Source organism: Exilibacterium tricleocarpae (assembly GCF_007004655.1).
Classification (GTDB): Bacteria; Pseudomonadota; Gammaproteobacteria; order Pseudomonadales; family Cellvibrionaceae; genus Exilibacterium; species Exilibacterium tricleocarpae.
The window spans coordinates 157,208-174,873 of record NZ_ML660097.1; the positions used below are offsets into that span (position 1 = coordinate 157,208).

The 17,666-nt window shown below is 49.1% G+C and carries 11 protein-coding genes; 9 read left to right on the forward strand and 2 right to left on the reverse strand.

Translation table 11 applies throughout. The features are described from left to right. Positions 1-4: 4 nt before the first annotated feature. Both FKG94_RS17550 and FKG94_RS17555 read right to left on the reverse strand, forming a co-directional pair. Entirely contained in the window at positions 5-1,207 is a 1,203-nt protein-coding gene (locus tag FKG94_RS17550) for an acetyltransferase domain-containing protein (RefSeq protein WP_218943566.1), read from the reverse strand. Between the two features lie 76 nt (positions 1,208-1,283). Further along, the gene (locus tag FKG94_RS17555) at positions 1,284-3,470 is read right to left on the reverse strand and encodes a TonB-dependent siderophore receptor (protein ID WP_142905632.1); all 2,187 of its coding nucleotides are present in this window, start codon (positions 3,468-3,470) and stop codon (positions 1,284-1,286) included. Positions 3,471-3,964: 494 nt separating this feature from the next. Between FKG94_RS17555 and bcp the strand changes: the two genes are divergently transcribed. From bcp to FKG94_RS17600, 9 genes are all read left to right on the forward strand, one after another. Further along, complete coding sequence (bcp, locus tag FKG94_RS17560; RefSeq protein ID WP_142905694.1) at positions 3,965-4,441, forward strand: thioredoxin-dependent thiol peroxidase; 477 nt, start codon at positions 3,965-3,967, stop codon at positions 4,439-4,441. Between the two features lie 280 nt (positions 4,442-4,721). Further along, positions 4,722-5,201, forward strand: coding sequence for a hypothetical protein (locus FKG94_RS17565; RefSeq protein ID WP_142905633.1), 480 nt, complete (start codon positions 4,722-4,724; stop codon positions 5,199-5,201). A 189-nt stretch (positions 5,202-5,390) separates the two neighbouring features. Further along, positions 5,391-6,749 (forward strand): TolC family protein, encoded by a 1,359-nt coding sequence (locus FKG94_RS17570; protein WP_142905634.1) that lies wholly within the window; start codon positions 5,391-5,393, stop codon positions 6,747-6,749. Positions 6,750-6,778: 29 nt separating this feature from the next. Continuing rightward, on the forward strand, positions 6,779-8,746 hold the full coding sequence (locus tag FKG94_RS17575; RefSeq protein WP_142905635.1) for a heavy metal-binding domain-containing protein: 1,968 nt from the start codon (positions 6,779-6,781) through the stop codon (positions 8,744-8,746). Then, positions 8,736-12,512, forward strand: a complete 3,777-nt coding sequence (locus FKG94_RS17580; RefSeq protein WP_142905636.1) for an efflux RND transporter permease subunit — start codon at positions 8,736-8,738, stop codon at positions 12,510-12,512. Before FKG94_RS17575 ends, FKG94_RS17580 begins: the two co-directional genes overlap by 11 nt. A 1,037-nt stretch (positions 12,513-13,549) precedes the next feature. Next, the gene (locus FKG94_RS17585) at positions 13,550-14,596 is read left to right on the forward strand and encodes a helix-turn-helix domain-containing protein (RefSeq protein ID WP_142905637.1); all 1,047 of its coding nucleotides are present in this window, start codon (positions 13,550-13,552) and stop codon (positions 14,594-14,596) included. Positions 14,597-14,779: 183 nt separating this feature from the next. Further along, complete coding sequence (gene yajC / locus FKG94_RS17590) at positions 14,780-15,115, forward strand: preprotein translocase subunit YajC (protein ID WP_142905638.1); 336 nt, start codon at positions 14,780-14,782, stop codon at positions 15,113-15,115. A gap of 36 nt (positions 15,116-15,151) precedes the next feature. Beyond that, positions 15,152-16,165, forward strand: coding sequence for a 1-aminocyclopropane-1-carboxylate deaminase/D-cysteine desulfhydrase (locus FKG94_RS17595; protein WP_142905639.1), 1,014 nt, complete (start codon positions 15,152-15,154; stop codon positions 16,163-16,165). Between the two features lie 99 nt (positions 16,166-16,264). Then, positions 16,265-17,611 carry an alanine/glycine:cation symporter family protein gene (locus FKG94_RS17600; RefSeq protein WP_425460054.1) on the forward strand — a complete coding sequence of 449 codons (1,347 nt, stop codon included), beginning with the start codon at positions 16,265-16,267 and terminating at the stop codon, positions 17,609-17,611. Positions 17,612-17,666: the final 55 nt, after the last annotated feature.

Below are 17,666 nucleotides of genomic sequence, written 5' to 3' on the forward strand. Positions count from 1 at the left end.
CTGCCTAAAAGTAACTCAACCAGGCTCTATTGTGTTTTTCTCTGTGCTTGTAGTTGGCAAATGCTTTCGATGGAAAGTACAGTATCAGTGCCAGTAATGCTGCGCCAATCCATATCTGCCCAACACTACTCAGTCCAAAACGATCGCCATGGGTGGCGCCAAAGAACAGGTACAATACCCAGTAGGCTGCAAGCAGTGCGTATAGGTGAACGATATAGGCAAACATAGGGACCGAGCCATACACTTCAAGGACTTTTAGCGCAGCGTTTTGATCGCGGAAAGTGTCAAACCATGCCAACAGAAAAAAGCCAACCCCAAGAGTAACCAATAAATAATCAAGTGAAGGCGGGTACTTGGTGAAATTAAGAAAGGACATCACTGTGCCGACGGTAGTGGCCTGAACGGACCAAGGGGAGGTCTCACCGTATAGATTGAAACCACGTAGAACCAGCAATACCAGTAGACTTGTCAGTCCCATGATAATCAGGGCTTTGCGTCTGGTAATGCTGCTAACCGTATGCGCAAATAGCGGCCCCGCGAAGTAGCCAAGCAGGATCACACCAAACCATGGAAGCACCGGGTAAGACGCCCTGATAGTCAACCCGCCGACTTCACCAATATTATTTTGGTCGTGAAGGATTGACCATATCGTATAACCAAACTCATCCGGTGCGAATTCAATGGGGGTCAGTGCGTTGTGTCCGAATACAATTAAAAATCCAACAAAACCAATAATCCAGTAGTTTAAGCGACACATAAGCGACAGACCTATCATACTGACGCCAATCGCCCAGAGCACTTGTAGCCAAATTGTTGTAGCAATTGTGTCAACCCAGAGGAGATAGTACAAAACAACTTCGATAAGAATAAGGACAAGTCCTCGCTTAAATAGGAAGTTTGCCGGAGAACGATAACTGCCACTGGCAGGGTGTGCGTATAGCCATGCGGAAAGGCCCGCAAGAAATATAAATATTGGCGCACACAGATGTGTTAAATAACGTGTGAAATACAATTCGGGAGACACGGTTTCGTCTATTGGGTCGCCGACCCTGGTGTGCATAAAGAATCGCTCGCGCACATGGTCAACCATCATAATAAGAATTACCAGGCCGCGTAAAAGGTCAATGGATATAATTCGAGACATGCTGAGAGAACTGGTCTTTGCATTGTAAAGCTGCGCATGCGGTTGTTTTACAGATTTACTCATGGACGGATCTATTCCGGGTTGCTGGTATGAAGTCCACACAGTGGATTTTGCACTTTAGTTTTACAATAGACGGCGACTAGAATTTAAGCGTAGCGGTCAAGCGGGCGCGACGCGGTGCGCCGGGTTCAATCCAGACGTCTGCAAAAGAGTTTGTATAAAACTCTTTATCAAATAAGTTGTCAATGTCCAAGCGAATGGTGATATCTGCAGATGGCTCGAATTCTGCAAAGGCTCTTACGGTGGTATAGCTTGGCAGATAGAAATCCGATGCGGTCTGACCCAGGCGCTCTCCAACATAAAGAGCACCTGCGCCAACTCTTATGGGGGTTGCGCTGGATACAAAGCCTTTGCTGACTTGCACGCTCAACTGGTTTTCAGGAACATTGATTAATGGGTCACCCTCCTCAATCGCCGCGCCAAAATTAGCATCGGGATTGTCGTTAGTATATTCAGCGTCGATATACGCATAGGAGAACCACACGTCTACATCGCCGGGGAGTCGGGCATTAATATCAAGCTCCAAACCACGGCTTTCAGCTTTTCCTGCCGGCCTTAAAAAGAAACCATCAGATGCTTCAGGGCGGTCATCGAATACTAGGATATTGCTCTGTTCGACATTGAAGACCGAGAGTGTTGCCACGCCGGAAACGCTGTCAAAAAAGCCTTGTAAATCAGTCTTAATTCCTATTTCAGAAGATTTTGACTTATTGGGGGCAAATGGATTTCCGGCGAAATCTGATTCTGTCAGTTGCCTAAAGCCTTCGCCATAAGTGGCATAGATGCTGGTATAATCATCCATAAGATATACAGCGCCAACCTGAGGAGAGAAACGGGAGTCTGACTGTGAGCTGGTTGTTGTTGGCGTAGTCAGACGATCATCCAGGTCTTTTTCAAAGTCGTCGAATCTTCCACCGAGTCGGATTTGAAGTTGATCTGTGATAGCTATTTGATCCTGAATATATATCCCCCAGGCTTTTTGAACCTCCAAACGGTCTCTGTTCGCGTCTGTGATCGGGTCGAGCTCAATTAGCGGCGCTGCGCCATAGACTGGATTAAGGATATCTAAAATGATGTAATCGTCGAGGTCGAGTTCATCCAAGGTTGCATCCGATGGAATGGAGAGTGGGCGATAGCGCAAGATAACTTGGTCATTTTCGAAACGGTCGTAGTCTGCACCGGCGACAATACGATGCTCAAAATTCCCCGTGCTAAACGCACCTGAAATCTCTGCACGCATCACTACGTACTTTGTATCGAAGTCCCTGAAACGTCTGAATCTGGACAGCGTTCTTCCATCTAAAAACAGGGTTTGGCGTCCTTCGAAATTGGGCTCGGACGCGAAACCGGTAAATGTTGTATCTCGTAATCCAAGTCCGGCAAGAAGCGTCCAATCGTCTGCAAGCTTGTGCTCTACCTCTAACTGATGTCCCACTACCTCGGTTTCAATATCGCCGTCGCCCGGCTCGCCAACAAAGTTTTCTATTGGCATAACGCCAAGCCTGCCGTTCAGGGACACGACACCGCGGTCAAACGGCAATTCTTGTTCGGTGAATTCCAATTCATAGGTTGCGCTGGTGTTTTCGGAAAACTCCCACGCAATCGATGGGTAAAGTCCGACGCGTTTTGTCTCCACTGTCTTTCTAAAACTTTCTGCATCGTCAACAAAGCCTACAAATCGCACGCCTATTTTATCATCGGTATCGAGCACGGTTTGCAGATCAGTCTCGAAGCGTATTTGCTCCCAGCTTCCATAAGTGGCCTTTATTTCTCCCCCCTGCTCAAATGTTGGGCGCTTGGTGACAAGGTTTACCGCGCCGCCAGGTTCTCCTCGACCAAAGAGCGCTGCCTTTGGCCCTTTCAACACGTCGACCCTTTCAATACCCACCAAGTCTCTAGGGCCACCGAATCCGCGGCCTGCATTGAATCCGTTCACTAGAAATCCACTGGGTAAGTTTTCGTCACCGGCAAAACCACGAATGGCAAAACTGTTCCACAGTCCACCAAAGTTATTCTGACGTGCAACGGTGGCAGATAAATCAAGAGCCTCGCTGAGGTTGAGTACACCTGTATTATGTATTAACTCGAGGTCAATTTCCTGAGATGCTGCCGGCACTTCCTGGTAGTCAAAGGCCCCCTGATAGGCCTGGCGCTTCCCAATCACTGAAACCGTCTCAATGTCCTGCCCGTCTTTATCATCCGCAAAACCCGGCACACTCGACAGTACTGTCGATAAACATATGAAAGATAAAATTAAATTGCGCATGTAATGATCTCTGCGGGTAACGATATTATAATGTGACGTTATAACATATCATTTTTGTTTGATTCTTTCAATTCAAAACTACAAGATTCATAGGGTTTTTTCCTTCCGAGACAAAAGGGAGACCCCTAGCTGTGCCGGGGTGTATTAGCAGTTCGATAATTCCGTGAGGCTCATAGTCACTCCAACATCTGGGCCGCCAAGCAAGACGCCGGAGTGAAAGGATGAAACAGCCGAGAGGCCTGAATCACACCCGCTTAGAGGGTAAGTGCGATAGTGTGTTTATCCCTAAGTATCGAAAGAGTGGGCAATTTGGGCAGATCAGGTACTTCGGCATTTAGCCGAGGTCTTAGGCTATGGTGGGCGTGGGAGAGGTGTGGTATGGTTCAGGCCCGCAACACTATTAATGGCGCACTGTGAGTACAGTTCTTTCGTCCTGTAGGGATTGGTATATGGGGATCAGTGCGTATTTACCTCAGTATTTTAAAGGAGAGACAGTGCCTTATCCCAAGATCGGCAATATGGCTCCGGCCTTCAGTCTGAAAGACCAAGATGGTAATACAGTCAGCTTAAAAGATTTTAAAGGAAAAAGCCCAGTAGCGATCTTTTTTTATCCGAAAGCGCTCACTCCAGGGTGCACAGTCCAAGCCTGCGGAATTCGTGATTCTAAAAAAGACTTTGAAAAGCGTAAAGTTGTCGTCTTGGGAATTAGTCCTGACCCAGTTGCACGTTTGCCTAAATTTATTGAAAAGCACGATTTAAATTTTCCTCTGTTGTCCGACGAGGACCACGCGGTAGCAGACAAGTATGGCTGCTGGGGCATGAAAAAGTTTATGGGCAAAGAATTTATGGGTTTGATCAGAACAACCTATATCATCGGAAAGGATGGCCGTCTCTTGAAAGTGATGGATAAGTTCAAAACTAAAACTCACCACGGTGACTTGCTGGCTGAACTGGATGAGCTGGGGATATAGTTAAGTCATAGGGTTCATACGCTATCTCGTGCAACAGGCCGCTGACTTAGATTTGACTCAGCCTCTTTAGTAAGCACTGTAGTGCTGAGGTTGGCGAGTAAACTGTCTGTGTGAGTGATGGTTTATGAAACCGCCAACGTATTGATTGAATAGAAGGCAGCAGAGAAGTTATTGCAATCAAAGTTTGCCTATGATATAAGGCTCGGAAGTTAGTCAAATATTAGTGACCTGAAGTCATAGATTGCCAGAACATCTCCTTTAATTGCCAGTGGCTATAGAAATGGGCAGTACCCAAGCTTACAAAAGGAAGACCGTAAAGAGAGTAAAGGTTTTTCTTTCCCTGCTTGTGCTTGTTATTGTCCAGGCTAATGGTGCCTTTGCATCTGGTTGTATGATGGCCATGCAGGTCGGCGGCACTATGTTTCCAAGTACATTGTACAAAGACAGTGGTGATGGCAATACGCAAACAGCGTTTGCTCAGTACAACGATTTGCCCCCTTGCCATCAACAGCAGGAAACGCTTAGCGATTTACCCACTTCGCAAATGGACTCCTTTCTATCTGATACCTATACAGATTGCTGTGCTGAGCACTGCGCATGTATCATAGGTGGATGCAACTCAATGGCTTTTGTTCCACCACAGTTTCATGCCAATTTTGTGCAAACGTCAAACCAGGCTATGTCATTGTCCCCAAATAACCTGGTATCCATTCTTGTTCAAAACCTATTTCGCCCTCCTATTTTCAGTTTCCTAGGATAATTGTGTCTTTTGCATTCACCTGAACGGGTGTCTGCCGGCGCGCTATCGCAGCTCTATCCTGCTAAGTCTGATGCCTGAGTCTCAGTTGCTACTTTTGTGTTATTCACCTTAAGTGCACTGAAAAGCTCGATATATATTCCGTTGTTAATCAATAGGAATTCTCTCCCTTTAGTGATAAAGAGCGGGTCAATGAAGAAGTCTATTTTTACCCAATACAATAAAATAAAGCGCACGTTATACCGTTGGTTGATAGTCTATTGTGTGCTGCTAGGTGGTTCAATAACCGTAGTATACGGTACTGAACTGAGGGTGGATGATTTACTGGATCAACAAACCTTTCACACGGAGCTGCTATCCAGGCGAGAATTTGTCGGGCCATTTGTACAACAAGCCCTACGTTATAACCCGAGTTTGCAAGCGGCTGACGCACAATTTCAAGCCGCACGCGCCTCGATAAAATCAGCGGGCGTACTGCCTAACCCTAAACTACAGCTCAGTCACTTTATCGAGTCCATTCAAACGCGCACGGGACCGCAAGAGCAGGCAATTATGCTGCAACAGGCTATCCCATGGCCGACCAAACTCTCACGTAAAAGAGATATTGCTGAAGCACAGGCCCAAGCCCTGTGGCATGCCGCTATATCAGAGCAGTTTAAGGTAGTCGACAAAGTAGCGAAGGGTGTTCTTGATATTGCCTACCTTGAAAAAGCCCTCGAAATTTCCCAGCGGCATTTGTCTTTGTTAGAGCAACTTGTGGCGGTTGTTAAAACACGCGTTGAATCGGGGGGTGGTTTAAGTCAATTGTTGCATTTACAGGTTGAGGTGGCACAAGTCGAGGATCGACTCGCATGGCAAACAGCCGAAGTTGCCTCGCAAACATCGATGTTAGAAGCTCTGCTTGGAAAGGAAGAGGGGAGAAAACGCTTGAATTTGAGTTGGCAAGTGCCCCCTCCATTGCGCGAGGACAAGTCTTTGTGGTTGCGAGCCAGCGTCGAGCAATCGCCACAAATCAAAATGCTGGAGGCACTGGAGGATAGTAGCGATGCCCGGTTGCGTTTGGCCAAACTGGTGAATCTTCCTGATTTTTCTGTAGGTATTAACCGTATCTCTACCGGCGAGGCAATCAATTCCGATATGCCCGACAGCGGTAAAGACCCTTGGGCAGTCGTGGTAGGCGTATCGCTGCCGCTATGGCAAGGTGCGAACCAGGCCAAAATACGCGAGGCCAACTTCAGCAGACAAGCCGTTAGTGCCAAATTAAAAGCCTTGGAATTAAGCATCAAGGCAAAAACACGTTCGCGTATTATCGCTCTAAGTGATGCGGAACAACGTTTATCTCGCTATCAAAGCGAAATTTTACCCCTCGCAAAGCAAGCGCGAGAAATCGCTGAATCCAGCTACCTTACCGGTAAGGCTGACATATTATCTGTTATCGATAGTGATCGTGCATTACTAAATTTGCAACAAAAATATTGGCGTGCTGCGGCAGATGCATGGATTGCCCGCTGGCAGCTAACCACCTTGTCCGGTGGTCTTTGGCTAAATTAATAGAGCTAACTGATTAATGAGATAGAGGCATGAAAAGGTCAAAACAAAAGCTTTATATTATTAGCGTCTTGCTAGTGCTCGTAGTCACATTTTCAATTGGTCGTTGTACCGCTCCCGATAGTTCCCAAACGCAGCAAACCAGTGTCAATCAATCTGGTACCGGCGATTCGCAGTCGCATGTCGGACATCAACAGCAAACTAACTTCCTGCCAGAGGAGTTCACCACGTGGACGTGCTCGATGCACCCGCAAATACAACAACCTGAGCCGGGTCAATGCCCGATCTGTGGCATGGAGCTTATTCCAATAACAGCGAGCTCAGGAGAGGATAGTGGCCCGCGCACCTTAACCATGAGTCAAACTGCTGAAGCACTTGCTGATATTCAAACAACCAGGGTTGAGAAGCGTTACCCTGAGGCGAAAGTGCGTTTAGTCGGTAAGCTTGGTTATGATGAAACACGAGTGCGCTCTTTATCGGCACGTTTTCCTGCCCGAATTGACCGTTTGTTTGTCAATTTTAACGGTCTAAAAGTGCAGCGTGGTGAACACTTGGCGCAAGTCTACAGCCCGGAGCTACTCACGGCCGTTAGTGAACTTCTCACTTCGCATCGTTACAACCCCGGCAGCAGCGCGACGAAATCAGCCAAAGAGAAATTGCGCTTGTGGGATCTGCTGCCCTCTCAAATCGAAAAAATACTGGAAGATAATAACCCGATTGAGGAGTTTGAATTGCTCGCCCCCATCAGTGGCGTGGTGGTTCAAAAGAAAATTAACGAAGGTGATTACGTCAAGACAGGACAGCCTCTATTTAAGATTGTCGATCTCAGCCATTTATGGTTACAGCTGGAAGCCTATGAGGCTGACTTAGCCTGGCTGCGCTTTGGGCAAAGTGTGTCATTTTCAGTCGAAGCCTTCCCAGGTGAAAGCTTCGGGGGAAATATTAGTTTTATCGAGCCGGAGCTAAACCGAAAAACCCGCACGGTCACGCTGAGGGTTAATGTCCCGAATAACGGTGGTCGCTTAAAGCCAGGCATGTTTGCTAAAGCGCAAATTTCAGCGCAAATCGCAAAGAACGGTATCGTTTATACGCCCGAGCTTATAGGTAAATGGATAAGCCCAATGCACCCGCAAATTATTAAAGACGGCCCTGGCCAATGTGATATTTGTGGCATGGACCTGGTGCCTGTGGAAAAAATGGGTATCACTGTTGACGAGGAGGCCGAAGCGCCGTTGGTTTTACCTGCAAGTGCGGTACTTAGAACAGGCAAGCGCGCCGTTGTCTATCTTAAGAAAAATGCTGAGAGGCCAACATTTGAAGGTCGTGAGATTAACCTGGGTGCACGTGCTGGCGATTTTTATATTGTTAAATCCGGTCTTGAACAAGGTGATGAAGTGGTTACGCATGGCGCCTTTAAAATTGATAGCGCCCTGCAAATTCAAGCAAAGCCCAGCATGATGAACCCCGATGGCGGTGGTCCGATACCAGGGCATCAGCATCAAGAATCATCAACCAATTCCATCGATCACGAACATAGCGATTATGACAGTGGTGGGCATGTGGGACTAAGCCTGAAAATTGACTTGATCACAAGTAAAAATCTATTACCGCATTATTTAAGTTTGCAATCCGGCTTGGCTGAAGATGATATTGAATCGGCAAAAAATACGTTGAAAGAAATGATGAAAGTTACAGGACACAGCGGGCAACTGTCGAGTTTGGTGCACACGATGCTTGCTGCTGAGTCCTTAGATGATTTACGTAAACCGGGTTTTGAAGCCCTATCAAAAGCAATGATTGACCAAGTCAGCCGACGACCCGAGGCATTTGGTCAAACAGTTTATCAAATGTTTTGTCCAATGGTTTACGGTGATCGAGGCACTAGCTGGCTACAAGCCGATAATAATCTACGCAATCCCTATTTTGGTGGCAGGATGCTGCAGTGTGGGGAGCTGGAGACAGTGCACAAAGTAGGAGAGGCGTCAATCCATGCGCACTGAACACAGTACTATACTCAATCGGCTTATACGATTCTGCCTCGAAAACAAACTCGTTGTGGTATTGTTTACAACTCTAATTGTCTTATGGGGTATTAGCGTTGCGCCGTTCGATTGGGAGATCGAGAGCCTGCCGCGCAACCCCGTTCCTGTCGATGCAATTCCGGATATCGGTGAGAACCAGCAAATCGTATTCACACAATGGATGGGTCGTTCACCACAGGATATTGAGGACCAAATTACCTACCCGCTAACGACAGCCTTGCTTGGTATGCCAAAAGTCAAAACTGTTCGCAGCTATTCTATGTTCGGTTTTTCCTCTATTTATATCATTTTCAAAGAAGACGCCGAATTCTACTGGACGCGCAGCCGCATCTTGGAGAAACTGAACAGCCTGCCATCCGGTACCTTGCCACAAGGTGTTACCCCCCAACTAGGGCCGGATGCGACCGCTTTGGGACAGGTCTTTTGGTATACCTTGGAAGGTTTTACGCCCGAAGGTGGGCCCTCAGGGGGATGGGACCCACAAGAGCTGCGTTCAACACAAGACTGGTACGTTCGCTACGCTTTACAAGGCGTCGATGGTGTTGCCGAAGTCGCCTCTATTGGCGGCTATGTTAAAGAATATCAGATAGATGTTGACCCTGATGCCTTGCGAACCTATGACATTGCTTTGCATCAGGTTTTTAACGCCGTGCGCGCCAGTAACATTGATGTGGGGGCGCGAACCATCGAAATTAATGCGGTGGAGTATGTCATTCGTGGATTGGGTTTTGTTAAGTCGCTTGACGATTTACGCCGAACTGTCATCACTCAGCGTGATAACGTACCCATAACACTGGATCAAGTCGCCGAAATAGAATTCGGCCCTGCATTACGGCGCGGCGCTTTAGACAAAGGCGGCGCCGATGCTGTCGGGGGTGTAGTGGTCACACGCTATGGTGAGAATCCATTAGCTGTGATTAAACGGGTTAAGGCAAAAATCGAAGAGATATCGCCAGGTCTTCCAAAAAAAACCTTAGCCAACGGCCAGCAAAGCCAAGTTAAGATTGTTCCATTTTATGACCGTACAGGCTTAATTAATGAGACGCTGGGTACGTTGGAGGATGCCGTACGCCAGCAAATTCTAGTCACTATCGTCGTCGTTGTTTTAATGGTTCTTCATCTACGCAGTGCTGCGCTTATCTCCACAGTACTACCCTTGGCGGTATTACTGGCATTTATAGGTATGAAGTTGTTCAAGGTCGATGCCAATGTTGTCGCACTGTCCGGTATCGCTATTGCCATTGGGACTATAGTTGATATGGGAGTTGTTTTAATTGAGAATATTCTTAAACATCTCGACGATGCGCCACCTGAAGAGTCGCGTTTGGAGGTTGTTTACCGTGCCTGTAGCGAGGTTGCCGGCCCTGTCGTCACCGCCGTGCTGACGACAGTCATCAGTTTTCTCCCGGTATTCACCATGGAAGCTGCGGAGGGGAAGCTTTTCAAGCCTTTGGCTTACACGAAAACCTTCGCGTTGTTAGGCTCTATAATTGTTGCGCTCACCATTATCCCTCCACTCGCACACTGGTTTATTGCAGGTCGATTTAAGGCGGCTTGGTTAAGGCAAGGCTTTTGGGCGGTTATCGCAGCGTCCGCAGTTATAGCGTTTTCTTTGTTTTCCTGGTTCCCACTTTGGCTCAGTGTTCTAATTGTTACCATCGCTGTTTTTAATCTAACCGCCAAATATTTACCTGAACATTTAAGACATCGGTTGTTTTTTATTTTTAACCTCTCTATTGCAGTTGTCTTTGCGCTAGTGCTTGCATCAGACTGGCAACCACTAGGTATTGATCAGGCTGTCAGTAATGCGCTTTTTGTACTCGTTAGCATTGGTGGCTTGTTAGGATTCTTTTATACCTGTATTCGACAATATGAAAAAGTGCTCTCTCTCCTCTTGCAAGTGAAATTGCTGTTTTTAGGTCTCTGCAGCAGTATTGTACTATTTGGATTTGTTATTTGGTTGGGGTTTGCATCAGTATTTCAATGGTTGCCGGACCTGGTAAAACAGACGGCACCATGGCGTAGCGCAATACATGCTTTCCCCGGCTTGGGAAAGGAGTTTATGCCTCCTTTGGATGAGGGAGCTTACCTGTTGATGCCCACCACGATGCCACATGCTTCGATAGGTGAAGTTAGCGACGTATTACGAAAACAAGATATGGCAATTAGTGCAATCCCCGAGGTGGAGCACGCCGTGGGTAAACTAGGGCGAGTAGAAAGCCCTCTGGATCCGGCTCCAGTCTCGATGATTGAAACCATTGTTACTTATAAATCGGAATATAAGGTTGACAAAAAGGGTGTGGTTTTAACTTTTAAATACGACCAGAAGAAAGGTAAATTTTTTCGTGATAAAGAGGGCGGCCTAATACCCGATAACGACGGCAAACCTTTCCGTCAATGGCGTGATGAAATCAAGTCGCCTGATGATATATGGCAAGAAATCGTCAAAGCGGCGACCATCCCAGGCACCACATCAGCACCCAAGTTACAACCCATTGCGGCACGTATTGTTATGCTGCAAAGTGGCATGCGAGCCCCGATGGGGATGAAGATTTATGGGCCAGACCTACAAACTATAGAAACTGTCGCACTAGAGGTAGAAAAACTACTAAAGCAAGTGCCGTCAATCAAAGCTGAAGCTGTATTGGCTGATCGTATTGTGGGTAAACCTTATCTGGAAATTGATATTGATCGGGATGCTATCGCCCGCTACGGGATCAAGATTAAAATGGTACAGGATGTTATCGAGGTGGCCATTGGTGGTAAAACCATCACTCAAACCGTTGAGGGGCGTGAGCGTTATCCTGTCAGGGTGCGCTACCAGCGTGAGCTGCGCGATTCAATCGAAGAAATCGAGAATATCCTGGTTGCCGCCCCTGACGGTACGCAAATTCCATTGAAAGCCATGGCCAGTATTAACTACAAGCGTGGGCCGCAGGTTATTAAAGCTGAAGACACCTTTCTCGTAGGCTATGTGATCTTTGATAAGCTGGCCGGGGTTGCAGAGGTAGATGTTGTAGAGCAGGCACAGCGGTTTTTAAGCGATAAAATCGCAACTGGAGAACTAACAATTCCCTCCGGGGTCAGTTATAAGTTCACTGGAACATACGAAAACCAGGTCCGTTCGGAAAAGAAGTTGAAGGTCGTTTTACCCTTTGCATTATTTTTCATCTGGTTAATTCTCTATTTTCAATTTCGGCAGGTGACAACTACACTGCTGGTTTTCTCCGGTATTTTATTCGCTTGGTCAGGTGGTTTTATTTTTATTTGGTTGTATAGTCAGCCCTGGTTTGTTGATATTGCGATAGCCGGCAGCAGTATTCGCGAACTCTTTCAAATGGGCACTATCAATCTAAGTGTTGCCGTGTGGGTGGGTTTTCTGGCCTTGTTTGGCATCGCCACTGATAATGGCGTGATCGTCTGCTCGTATTTACAAAAGGTATTTAGGGAACGGAAACCTGGCAGTATTGCGGGTATTCGAAAGGCGGCGATTGCGGCAGGTAATCGCCGTGTACGTCCGGCGATGATGACCAGTGCAACGACAATATTGGCTCTGTTGCCAGTTCTAAGTTCAACAGGCCGAGGCTCAGATGTCATGGTGCCGATGGCTATCCCCACTTTTGGTGGTATGCTATTAGCAATTCTCGCCGTGTTTGTTGTACCAGTGCTTTATTGCTCGATTGAAGAAATACGATTTAAATTTATTCAGAAACAACGAAGTTAAGGCTGCTATTCGTCACGCAGCCGGCGCGCGATCTAGGCGGTTATCTCTGCTTCGGCGGCAACCAAAGGGGAGGGGACATGAAAATATCATCAGGTGCTTGTCGTGCTTTTGCTGCGGCTACAACCTGATAATAAATACATTACAGGCTACAAGAACTACTCTATAAGGCAACGACTAACCGTATCTATCTCCTGTTCAGTATTATACATATGAGGTGATATACGGAGTCCCAGTGAGCGCGCGTCAAATAGCGCGCCGGCTTGTTGTAGAGTATCTACGATCTTCTGTTGACTTCTAAATTCAGCACCAGGGTTCCGCCCCGTTGACTTGCATCGGATGGTGTCTGTAGATTTTTCGCAGAAACACAACGGACAATTTTTTCTGTCAGCAACCGGTTGTGTTCGCGTATCTGCTCTATACCAATACTCAGATACAGGTCGAACTCCGTCGTGCGTCTCCCAATGAACACAACCCGACGCCGGGCTGCTTGCAAAAGACAGACACTCGAACAAATGCAGCATCCGGGCTTTGAAGGGGCTTATAAGTAGCGTGCACCGCCTAATGTGTTATCGGCCAGTACGCCGCCTCGAATAGACGATAGGCAGAGTTAAAACCACGTTTCATCGTGACGACATGCCCGACGCCAGTACCGTTAATCCATGCTCGTCAATAAATGACCAATTCCTCCTTTTTGGCCGCACTTGGCGGCTATTTCCCACTCTTCATATCCGGCCACCTTTTCATCGAAAATTATCGAGTAAGTGATAATTTAATAGAACTTATAATTATAAAAAATGCCTGTAAAAATTTTACTAGTTGTATTGAATATAGGCGTAATGCGCTCTAAGTCTAAGATTTATCTAACTTTTTTATCTAAAGTTCTAAGGCAATTCAAATTAGTGTGATCGACTTAATAAGTCGGAACTATTGGCGCGTGAAACAACATGCTGGCGCGAATGAGACTAGTTATCCGTAATTATTAGGCATATTTTGGCAGTCAATTACAGGCAGTTTTACAGGCCAACCGGGAGTCAGCCATGGCTGACCGACACACAAATAGTTTGATGGGCGCGGTTATATACCCTATGGAGAGCAAGTTGACGTCCTTGTTGCGGAGTAACCAACAGGAGCTTGACGATTGTCATACTCCACCCTTGGCTCAGTACGACTTCGGTAGTTTTACGGATCGGCTGCGCTTTCTATACAATCTGTTAGCAAATCCTTTAGAGTCTTCGACGGCTCAGTACCAGGCTTACCTGGACAGCGGTTGTCGAATGTTCGGTGCGCAACACGGCTTTGTCAGTAAAGTCCAAGAGTCGTCGCGGCATCGGCTGCTGGCTGTCACTCGCAACTCGGAACAATTCAGCACCGATCAGGAGTTGGATTTGGCGGGAAGTTTTTGCGATGAAATAGTGCAGCAGGAAAAAACGATATGTGCGCCAAAAGTTGGTGCCGATCGTGTGCAATCTCCGTTTGTAGCTTATAATGGTCTGGGTGCCACGTCCTATATAGGTACGCCTATTAAAGTGGGCCAACAACTTTTTGGGGTGTTGTGTTTTATCTCAACCACTCCTCGGCAAGGGGAATTCTCCCCTAATGACATTGAAACCATAGAACTTATGGCAGAAGGAGTGGCCAGAATGATTGAAATACAATCTGCCCAAGCAAAAGAACGCGTTAATGAAGCAGCCGGGTTTGCCGTAGCCGGAGTTAAGTCTCTGGACGAGTATATCCAGCAGGCGCGTTTACCAGAAGTATATGGTGTTCCCGGTCGTGTTGTAGAGGTTTTGCAACGTCGTATCGGTAAAGCACCGCTGGCAATTGATTACATTGCTGAAGAACTGAATCTGTCCAAGCGAACCCTGCAAAGGCGTTTGCAGCAACAGCACATCAGTTTCGCCCAGCTGCGTGATCAAGTCCGTTTTCATTTTTCCATTGGGTATCTGATCGAACAAAATCTGAGTATCGATAGTATATCGGCCTCGCTGGATTTTTCCGATCGAACCAGCTTTACCAACGCTTTCAAACGTTGGACTAATCTGTCTCCGAGTACGTTTAGAAAACTGTTTCGAGACTACGCTTAGTAAGCTACGGGCGCCCAGCACACCGCACTGGCAGGGGTAACTCCGCTGCCGGCGTGGTTTTTTAGGGGCGCTCGAAATTACCCAGTCGGTATCCCTCCTGTCGATCGACGGGCGATTGCCTGTGCCCCCCAAACACGGTAGAGTTACCCGCTTTTCCAGAGACGACTAATAAGGGTAATTTGCATGGAATTTCTGATTCCTGCCGCTATGGCACAAACACAGTCGGCCCCGGCGCCGGAAGCCAACCCCATGATCACGCTGATCATGTTCGGCGGCTTATTTGTGTTCATGTATCTTTTCATCATCCGACCCCAGCGCAAACGCCAGAAGGAACACCAGGAATTGGTCAGTTCGTTGAATAAGGGCGATGAAATCGTCCTCAACAGCGGCTTGCTGGGCAAGATCACCAAGGTGGATGGCGACTATATCGTTGTCGATGCCGGCAATAATATCGAGCTGAAGTTTCAAAAAGGCTCCGTCCATGCTGTGTTGCCCAAAGGCACCATCAAAGCCATATAGGCCGACCCCGGCAATACCGGCCGGCGGCTCGCCCCGATGACGCTCGTCTACCCCCAGCGTCTGGCGCTGGCACGGACGCCGACACCCCTGCAGCCGCTCGATCGACTGTCGGACCATCTCGGGGGGCCACGGCTGTGGGTTAAGCGTGACGATCTCACCGGTAGCGTGCTCAGCGGCAACAAAGTGCGCAAGCTGGAATTCGTGCTGGCCGAGGCGCAGCGCCAAGGCTGCGATACGCTGCTTACCTGCGGCGGTCTGCAATCGAATCACTGCCGTGCTACGGCATTACTGGGGGCCCAGTTGGGGCTCAGTGTGCACTTGATACTCAGGGGCGAGGCGCCGGCAGAGGTCGATGGTAATCTATTGCTCGACTACCTCGCCGGGGCCCGGGTCAGCTACTATGCACAGGCTGAGTTTCAAACCGATCTTGAGGCTATTTTCCAGCGCTGGCAGGCACATTATCGCAGCCTGGGTCGCAAGGCATTTTCCATACCCACCGGTGCCAGCGATGAGATCGGCGTCTGGGGCTATGTCAGGGCCTGCGAAGAATTGGCAGAGGATTTCCACACCCACCGAATCGCCCCGAGCCATATCGTTACTGCCACCGGTTCCGGCGGGACCCAGGCCGGCTTGTCGGTCGGCGCCAGGCTGTTGGGACTGGGCTGCCGGGTGGTGGGCATGGCGGTTTGTGATGATGCGGCCTACTTTCGGGAGAAGGTCGGCGACGATCTGCTGAAGTGGCAGCGGTGCTATGCGGTCGAGGTAGAATTGGGGCAGGTCGATGTCATCACCAACGACCGCTATATCGGTGCCGGCTATGCCAAGGCATCGCCGGAGGTCTTCGAGACCATTAAACTGGTGGCCGGGCTTGAGGGGTTGGTGCTCGACCCCGTCTATACAGGCAAGGCTTTCCACGGCATGATAAGCGAAATAAAAGCCGGTGGTCTGCCGCGACACGGCGATATCGTCTTTATTCACACCGGTGGAGTATTCGGCTTGTTTCCCCAGCGCCGGCAACTGCTGGCGTCGATTACCGATTCGAACACCTAGCCACTGCCGACGCGCCCGGGCAGCGCGAACTGATTGTAATGCAGAAATCTAACGCTAAAACATAACTCTATTGAAAAGCGAATAATAACTATGGAAGTAATGATCGAGTACGCCGGTAAGTTGAGCAATCTGTTGTGGGGGGAGCCGCTGATGGGGCTGCTGCTGGGCACCGGACTGTTTTTGATGGTGCGCCTGCGGGCTATGCCGCTCAAGAAAATAGGTTACGGTTTTAAGCAGCTGTTCTCCGGCCGCAAGAGTCAGGGAGAGGGCGATATTACCCCTTTCAATGCCCTGATGACGTCACTGTCGGCCACTATCGGCACTGGCAATATCGCCGGCGTCGCCACCGCGATCGGTATCGGCGGCCCGGGGGCCCTGTTTTGGATGTGGTGCACGGCGCTGGTCGGCATGGCCACTAAATATGCCGAGGCGGTGCTGGCGGTCAAGTATCGCGAAGTGGACGAAGAGGGCCGCCGGGTGGGTGGCCCCATGTATTACATCAAAAACGGCCTTGGGGAAAAGTGGAAATGGCTCGGCACTCTGTTTGCCATTTTCGGTACCCTGGCGGGCTTCGGCCTTGCCAACACAGTACAGTCCAACTCCGTTGCCAATGCGCTGCGGGAGTCTTTTGCGGTGCCGGTGATGCTGACCGGCGTGGTGCTGGCGGTGCTGGTGGCGCTGGTGTTGCTCGGCGGCATCAAGCGCATCGGCAACGTGGCCGGCAAGCTGGTGCCGTTTATGGCACTGTCTTACCTCGCCTGCGGGTTGGTTGTGCTGGCGTTTCACTTCACTGAGATCCCCTCGGCGGTCGTCACCATCGTGGAAAGCGCTTTTACACCGGTCTCGGCGGTGGGTGGTTTCGCCGGGGCATCGGTCTGGTTGGCGATTCAGCGCGGCGTGGCGCGCGGTATGTTCTCCAATGAGGCGGGCCTCGGCAGTGCGCCTATTGCCCATGCCGCCGCCCAGACCAACAGCCCGGTACGCCAGGGTGTGGTGGCCATGCTGGGCACGTTTATCGATACCCTGATCGTCTGTAGTGTGACGGGTCTGTGTATCGTGGTGACCGGTGTCTGGACCAGCGGCGCGCAGGGCGTCAATATGACCCAGGCCGCCTTCAATATGGTACTGCCCTACGGCGATACCGTGATATCCCTGGGGCTGGTGTTATTTGCCTTTACCACTATGCTGGGCTGGAGTTACTACGGTGAGCGCTGTGCCGAGTACTTGTTTGGCGTCAAGGCCATAGTGCCGTTTCGGGTGGCCTGGGTGCTTGCGATTCCGGTCGGCGCGGTCGTAAAACTCGATCTGGTGTGGATTGTGGCCGACATTCTCAATGCACTGATGGCCATTCCCAACCTGATCGGTTTGATTCTGCTGAGTCCGGTCGTGGTGAAACTGACGCGTGATTACTTTGAGAGCAGGGCCGCGGTGCCCGAGTTGTCATAGCGGGCAAGTGCCGGTTGCGGGCCTCAGCGCATGAAGGCCCGCCGGTGCTGCGTTC

Bases quoted from the DNA above. Each gene is read 5' to 3' on its own strand.
- FKG94_RS17595 (WP_142905639.1), top strand. From the start codon at position 15,152: ATGACGCTCGTCTACCCCCAGCGTCTGGCGCTGGCACGGACGCCGACA.
- FKG94_RS17585 (WP_142905637.1), top strand. From the start codon at position 13,550: ATGGCTGACCGACACACAAATAGTTTGATGGGCGCGGTTATATACCCT.
- yajC (WP_142905638.1), top strand. From the start codon at position 14,780: ATGGAATTTCTGATTCCTGCCGCTATGGCACAAACACAGTCGGCCCCG.
- FKG94_RS17565 (WP_142905633.1), top strand. From the start codon at position 4,722: ATGGGCAGTACCCAAGCTTACAAAAGGAAGACCGTAAAGAGAGTAAAG.
- FKG94_RS17550 (WP_218943566.1), bottom strand. From the start codon at position 1,207: ATGAGTAAATCTGTAAAACAACCGCATGCGCAGCTTTACAATGCAAAG.
- FKG94_RS17600 (WP_425460054.1), top strand. From the start codon at position 16,265: ATGATCGAGTACGCCGGTAAGTTGAGCAATCTGTTGTGGGGGGAGCCG.
- FKG94_RS17575 (WP_142905635.1), top strand. From the start codon at position 6,779: ATGAAAAGGTCAAAACAAAAGCTTTATATTATTAGCGTCTTGCTAGTG.
- FKG94_RS17570 (WP_142905634.1), top strand. From the start codon at position 5,391: ATGAAGAAGTCTATTTTTACCCAATACAATAAAATAAAGCGCACGTTA.
- FKG94_RS17580 (WP_142905636.1), top strand. From the start codon at position 8,736: ATGCGCACTGAACACAGTACTATACTCAATCGGCTTATACGATTCTGC.
- FKG94_RS17555 (WP_142905632.1), bottom strand. From the start codon at position 3,470: ATGCGCAATTTAATTTTATCTTTCATATGTTTATCGACAGTACTGTCG.